This window comes from Actinoplanes sp. NPDC048791, from assembly GCF_040650095.1.
In the GTDB taxonomy this organism is placed as follows: domain Bacteria; phylum Actinomycetota; class Actinomycetes; order Mycobacteriales; family Micromonosporaceae; genus Actinoplanes.
In genome coordinates this window covers 1-6,305 of the sequence record NZ_JBEZGQ010000479.1, presented here as the reverse complement: position 1 = coordinate 6,305, position 6,305 = coordinate 1, and the positions used below count along the sequence as shown (strand labels likewise).

Sequence of the window (6,305 nt, the reverse complement as noted above, 5' to 3'; positions counted from 1 at the left end):
GACGCTCCCGTCGTGCGCCCACAGCCGCAGCTCCCGCCGGCCGCGGCCGTGGCGGATGCTGTTGGTGACGATCTCGCACATCACCAGGATCAGATCGTCGCCGCGATCGAGGCCCGCCCAGCCGGCCGCCGCGAGCAGGGCGGACACGGCGTGACGGGCAGCCGCGACCCCTTCGGCCACGTCCAGGCTCAGCACCGGCGGTCCGGTGATCGGCGGCATCGGCTCGGCGACGCTGTGCAGGAACTGCTCGGGCTCCACGTATTGCTCGCTGGGGCAGCGCCGCGGGTGAAAGGTCGCCGGATGGGTCCGGCGGGCGTCGTCGAGCAGCGACGGCGGGAGCGCCCGGGTGTCGTACGGGCACACGATCCACGCCGGCGCCTGCGCGAACACGTCGTTGAGGGCAGCCTCGTACCGCGTCCAGGTGGGGTGCTCACGGCGGGGGCCGAAGCCGACCTCGCCGATCAGGCGCACACTCTTGTGCCCACGGGCGAGAGCGTCGGTGAGCAGTCGCTGCCAGCCGGCCACCGTGGTCGCGGGCCGCTTGTACCACTCGTTGCGATCGATCAACGTCACCGCGGCGGCGTCGGCGCCGAGCGCGTCCCGCAGGAGGGTGATGTTGGCCGGTGTCACGGCCGCGACCAGCGCCTCGTCCTGCTCCAGCCCTTCCCGGGCGAACGGGACGAGCGCCGATACGAACTCGTCGTCACTGCCGTAGAACATGGCGTCATGGGTCAGCGTGGCGGAGAGGGGCATCGGTCACTTCACCATGATCAGGAGAGCCGGTCAGCAGCGGGTGTTACCAGCCGGCAACGGTACACCCGCGGGTACACCCGTCCGAGGTCGAACTCCTCGCCCGGGAGTGCTGCGGTGCGTAATCAACGACACTTCGTTGCCCGCGGCCGGTGCCGGGTCCAGGCTGGTCACGGGCCGGAATCCGGACGGTCGTGGTGTCGCCCGACGGGGCTGGACGCCGCTCGGTCACCCGCTGTGAGTGCCCACGTCATCCCACGCCTGCTGCCTTCCGAGGGGACATCCATGTCTGTCGACAACCACAAATCCACGCCGCAGGTCCATGCTCCGCGTACCGCCGAGCAACTCGTCGCCGGGGCGACCTCCGGTCAGGGTCTGGGCTACGCACGCCGTTCCGCGCGCGGCCACGGCTATGAGTTACGCGGCCTGTCCTACGTCCCGGTGTCCCGGCTGCACGAGGGCCGGTTCGGGCGGATGTTCCGGTTGCCGCCGTTCGTGCCGAGCGACGAGCGGATCGCCCAGATCGCCGAGCTGATGAAGGAGAACGCGACCGGGCCGAGCCCCGAGTCCGACAACCCCGACATCCCGGCCGGCTACACCTACCTGGGCCAGTTCATCGACCACGACCTCACCTTCGACCCGGTGTCCAGCCTCGACCGGCAGAACGACCCGGACGCGCTGACCAACTTCCGCAGCCCCCGCTTCGACCTCGACTGCGTCTACGGGCGCGGGCCGGTCGACGACCCGTTCCTCTACGACAAGGACTCCGGCGGCGAGAAGCTGCTGATCGGTCACCATGACGACGAGGACGACCTGCCGCGCAACCCGCAGGAGACCGCCCTGCTCGGTGATCCCCGCAACGACGAGAACACCTTCGTCAGCCAGTTGCAGCTGACCATGCTCAAGTTCCACAACGCGGTGGTCGACCGGGTGCACGACGACCCGACGCTGCGGCGGGGCAGCGAGACCGCGTTCGAGGCGGCCCAGCGGATCGTACGGTGGCACTACCAGTGGATGGTGGTGCACGACTTCCTGCGGCGCTCGGTCGGTGCCGACATGCTCGGCAGCGTGCTGGACGAGAGCGGCCGGTATCCGCGGGTCGACCGGCAGTTCTACCTGTGGCAGCAGGACCCGTACATGCCCGTCGAGTTCTCCGTGGCGGCGTACCGGTTCGGGCACTCCATGATCCGCGGCCGGTACAAGCTCAACACGCTGGTCGGGCCGCTGCCGACGTTCACCGCCAAGCCGATCTCCGAGGAGAACCCGCTCGGGCACTTCGGTGGCTTCCGGATCCTGCCCCGGTTCTGGACCATCGAGTGGGCGCGCTTCTTCGAGGTCGACGGGGCCGGTCAGGAGGCGCTGCAGAAGTCCCGGCTGATCGACACCAAGCTCGCCGACCCGCTGGCCGCGCTCCCGCCGGAGATCGCCGCGAACCGGCCGTCGCTGATCGACCGCAACCTGACCCGCGGCGCCCGCCTGCTGCTGCCGTCCGGGCAGGACGTGGCCCACCACATGGCGGCCGACGTGCTGTCCGACGACGACCTCGGTCTGCCCGGCGGCGGCCCGGCCCCGCTGTGGTACTACATCCTGCGCGAGGCCCAGGTGCAGGCCGGTGGCCGGCACCTCGGGCAGGTCGGCGGCCGCATCGTCGCCGAGGTGTTCCTCGGGCTGCTGGCCAAGGACGCCTCCTCCTACCTGCGCAACCAGCCCGACTGGAAGCCGTTCCTGCCGTCGGCGACCCCCGGCGACTTCACCATGCCCGACCTGATCACCTTCGCCGGGCACGGCCTGGGGGTGACGAACATCCCGGCCTGACCTGCACCCCGCCGGGTGCCGCGGCACCCGGCGCGGGGCAGCGTTGACAGCGGCGCGGCGCCGCTCCTACGGTCGATATCCATCGACGAAGGAGAATGGATGAAGCGCCGCGCGTTCGTCACTCTGCCGACGCTGGCCCTGGCCTCAGGCCAGTTGCCGGCCCCGGATTCCGCGGCAGCGCCCGGCCCGGCCGGGTTCGCCGCCCCCGCCTTCGAGGGCCCGGCGGTGGTCGACGGCGGCCTGCCCGTCTTCGCCGAGCAGCTCAAGGCCGGGCTGGACTTCCCGCTGGCCTGGAGCCGCAACCGCCGGCTCGGCTTCCGGACCTGGCAGCGGCGGGCCCGCGCCAAGGTCGAGGAGCTGCTGTGGCAGCCCGAGGACAGCTCGCCCTTCGACGTCGAGATCGTCGACGAGCAGGCTCACGACGGCTACCGGCGGCGCCTGGTGCTCTTCGACGTCACCCGGCACAGCCGGGTCCGGGCGTCGATGCTGATCCCGGACGGGCCGGGGCCGTTCCCGGCGGCGCTGCTGCTGCACGACCACGGCGCGAAGTTCGACATCGGCAAGGAGAAGCTGATCGAACCCTGGTACGACGACACCCGCCGGGCGTCGGCGCAGGCCTGGGCACAGCGGTACTTCTCGGGCCGGTTCATCGGCGACGAGCTGGCCCGCCGGGGGTACGCGGTCCTGGCCGTCGACGCCCTCGGCTGGGGCGACCGCGGCGGCCTGACCTACGAGGGGCAGCAGGCCCTGGCCAGCAACCTCTTCAACCTGGGGTCGTCGCCGTCCGGGCTGATGGCCCGGGAGGACGTCCGCGCCGCCGCCATGCTGGCCACGCTGCCCGAGATCGACCGCCGCCGGATCGCCGCGGTGGGCTTCTCCCTCGGCGGCTACCGGGCGTGGCAGGTCGCGGCCCTGTCGGACCACATCGCGGCCACCGTCTCGGCCTGCTGGATGACCGGGCTCAAGGAGATGATGGTCCCGGGCAACAACACGCTGCGCGGGCAGTCGGCGTTCTTCATGCTGCACCCCGGCCTGCCCCGTTACCTCGACATCCCGGACGTGGCCAGCATCGCCGCGCCCCGGCCGATGATGCTGCTCGACGGGGAGACCGATCCGCTGTTCACCGCGGCCGGCGTCGAGGTCGCGTACGCGAAAATGCGGGCGGTGTGGGCCTCCCAGCGGGCCCGGCACCGCCTGAGCACCAAGGTGTGGCCGGGTCTCGGCCATGTCTTCGTCCGCGAGATGCAGGACGAGGCCTTCGCCTGGCTGGACCACTGGCTCAAGCGCGGCTGACGCCGCGGGCGTCAGGCCCGGCCGAGGGGGCGTTCGGCCTCGCGGGCCATCGCGCGCAGCACCCGGGCGAAGCCCACCTTGCCGACCACCGACAGCAGGGGAGCGGTCAGCCGGGTGAGCCGGTGCGGGCTGACCGTGATGTCCTCGCTCCACACGACCCGGCTGCGGCTGCCCGGCAGCGGGGTGACCACGAACCAGGCCCGGCCGTGCACGACCCGGCCGTGCTTCTCCACGTCACAACGGCCGGGCGCGTCGTCTGGGGCGTCACCGGCGGGCGGCTCCCAGCGCACCACCGTCATCGGATCGTCGAAGCCGAGCGGGCCGATCCCCGTGCGGGCGACGAAGACGGCGCCCACCCCGTCGGGACGGGCACTGGTGATGCGGACGCTCGTCAGCGGCGCCCAGTCGGCGTGCTTGCGCCAGTCGACCAGCTCCGCCCACACGCGGGAAGCCGGAGCGCGCACGTCGAGGGACACGTCGAAGCGGGCCATCAGGGGAGACCTCTCTGCGTCGCCGGCCGGGCCGTCGCACGCTCTTCCACGGTACGCCGGGCGACGATCACGCCTGACGGATTCATGAGGCATGATGTACGGACTAGTTCGTATACAAGGAGCGTGATGAGCCCGGGAGCGGCACCAGAACCCGAGGTCGACCGCCGGCGCGACGCCGGACGGACCCGTACGGACATTCTCGACGTCGCCACCCGGGAGTTCGCCGACCAGGGCTACAGCGGTGCCCGGGTGGACGAGATCGCGGCGCGGACGCGCACCACCAAACGGATGATCTACTACTACTTCGGCGGCAAGGAGCAGCTCTACCTGGCGGTGCTGGAGCGAGCGTACGCGGAGATCCGGGCAGCCGAACGCACCGTCGACGTCGAGCACCTGACGCCGGTGGCCGCGATCCGCCGCATCGCCGAGGTCACCTTCGACCACCACGAGGCGCACCCCACGTTCATCAAGCTGGTCGGGGTGGAGAACTCCCAGCAGGCGAAGAACATGTCCAAGGTCGCGCGGCTGGTCGACCTCAACAGCTCGGCGATCGGCGTCCTGCAGGACGCGCTCTCCCGGGGCCAGCGCGACGGCACGTTCCGCGCGGACGTGGACGCGCTGGACGTGCACATGATGATCAGCGCGTTCTGCTTCTTCCGGGTGGCCAACCGGCACACCTTCGGCGCCCTGTTCGGCCGCGACCTGCTCGACCCGTCCGCCCGCGACCGTTACCGGACCATGCTGGCCGACATGGTCGTGGGCTACCTCGGCCGGTCCGGGGGCTGAGCGATGACCGCGAGCCGTCTGCGCCGGTCGATCGCGACGGTGTGTGTCTCCGGGACGCTGGACGACAAGATCGCCGCAGCCGCCGCGGCCGGCTTCGACGGCATCGAGCTGTTCGAGAACGACCTGGTGGTGGCCCCATGGTCGCCGGCCGAGGTACGGGCCCGGTGCGCCGACCTCGGGCTGGGCATCGAGCTGTACCAGCCGTTGCGTGACTTCGAGGCGGTCCCCGCGCCGCTGCTGGCGGCCAACCTGGCCCGCGCCGAGCACAAGTTCGACGTCATGGCCGAGCTGGGCGCCGACACCGTCCTGGTCTGCTCGTCGGTCTCCCCGGCCGCGATCGACGACGACGCTCTCGCCGCCGAGCAGCTGGCTCTGCTGGCCGACCGGGCCCAGGCCCGGGGGATGCGCATCGCCTACGAGGCGCTGGCCTGGGGCCGCCACGTGTCCACCTGGGACCACTCGTGGCGGATCGTGCGGGACGCCGATCACCCCGCGCTCGGCCTGTGCCTGGATTCCTTCCACGTGCTGTCGCGTGAGGCCGGCACCGACGACATCGCGCGGATCACACCGGGCAAGATCTTCTTCCTCCAGCTGGCCGACGCCCCGCACCTGCGCATGGACGTCCTGCAGTGGAGCCGGCACCACCGCCTGTTCCCCGGCCAGGGCACGTTCGACCTCACCGGCTTCGTCCAGCGGGTGCTCGCCGCCGGCTACACCGGGCCGCTGTCGCTGGAGGTGTTCAACGACGTCTTCCGGCAGGCCGACCCCCGGCGTACGGCCATCGACGCGATGCGCTCGCTGATCAGCCTGGAGGACAGCCTCCCGGCGCAGCCCCCGGCGATCGAGGTACGCCGGTTGCCGGCCGCGCCGGCGCTGTCGGTGCACGCGTTCAGCGAGTTCACGGTGGACGGCCGTTCCGGGCCGGTGCTGCAGGAGGCGTTGCGGGGGCTCGGCTTCGCCCACACCGGCCAGCACCGCTCCAAGCCGGTCGAGCTGTGGGAGCAGGGAGCGTGCCGCGTCATCCTCAACAGCGCGGTCACCCGCCCGCAGAGCCCGGGCACCGCCGCCCTCAGCGCCTTCGCGCTCACCAGCGCCGACCCGCAACGGTCCCGGGCCCGGGCCGAGGCACTGCTCGCCCCGGCCCTGCCCCGGGCCCGGGGAGTGCGGGAG

The 6,305-nt window shown here is 71.8% G+C and carries 6 protein-coding genes; 4 read left to right on the top strand and 2 right to left on the bottom strand.

What is annotated here, in order from left to right:
• Positions 1-753: MEDS domain-containing protein (locus AB0C29_RS28570; protein ID WP_360826287.1), on the bottom strand; the 753-nt coding region annotated here is incomplete at its 3' end.
• Positions 754-1,035: 282 nt separating this feature from the next.
• On the opposite strand from AB0C29_RS28570, the gene AB0C29_RS28565 reads away from it, so the two are divergent.
• Together AB0C29_RS28565 and AB0C29_RS28560 are read left to right on the top strand one after the other, a co-directional pair.
• The gene (locus AB0C29_RS28565; RefSeq protein WP_360826284.1) at positions 1,036-2,565 is read left to right on the top strand and encodes a heme peroxidase family protein; all 1,530 of its coding nucleotides are present in this window, start codon (positions 1,036-1,038) and stop codon (positions 2,563-2,565) included.
• A gap of 99 nt (positions 2,566-2,664) precedes the next feature.
• Entirely contained in the window at positions 2,665-3,858 is a 1,194-nt protein-coding gene (locus AB0C29_RS28560) for an alpha/beta fold hydrolase (RefSeq protein ID WP_360826282.1), read from the top strand.
• 11 nt (positions 3,859-3,869) lie between these two features.
• Here the strand turns inward: AB0C29_RS28560 and AB0C29_RS28555 are convergent, their stop codons facing one another.
• Positions 3,870-4,349, bottom strand: coding sequence for an SRPBCC family protein (locus AB0C29_RS28555; protein WP_360826279.1), 480 nt, complete (start codon positions 4,347-4,349; stop codon positions 3,870-3,872).
• Between the two features lie 126 nt (positions 4,350-4,475).
• Between AB0C29_RS28555 and AB0C29_RS28550 the strand changes: the two genes are divergently transcribed.
• Together AB0C29_RS28550 and AB0C29_RS28545 are read left to right on the top strand one after the other, a co-directional pair.
• Entirely contained in the window at positions 4,476-5,135 is a 660-nt protein-coding gene (locus AB0C29_RS28550; RefSeq protein ID WP_360826276.1) for a TetR/AcrR family transcriptional regulator, read from the top strand.
• A gap of 3 nt (positions 5,136-5,138) precedes the next feature.
• The coding region (locus AB0C29_RS28545) for a TIM barrel protein (RefSeq protein ID WP_360826273.1) at positions 5,139-6,305 on the top strand (1,167 nt) is incomplete at its 3' end.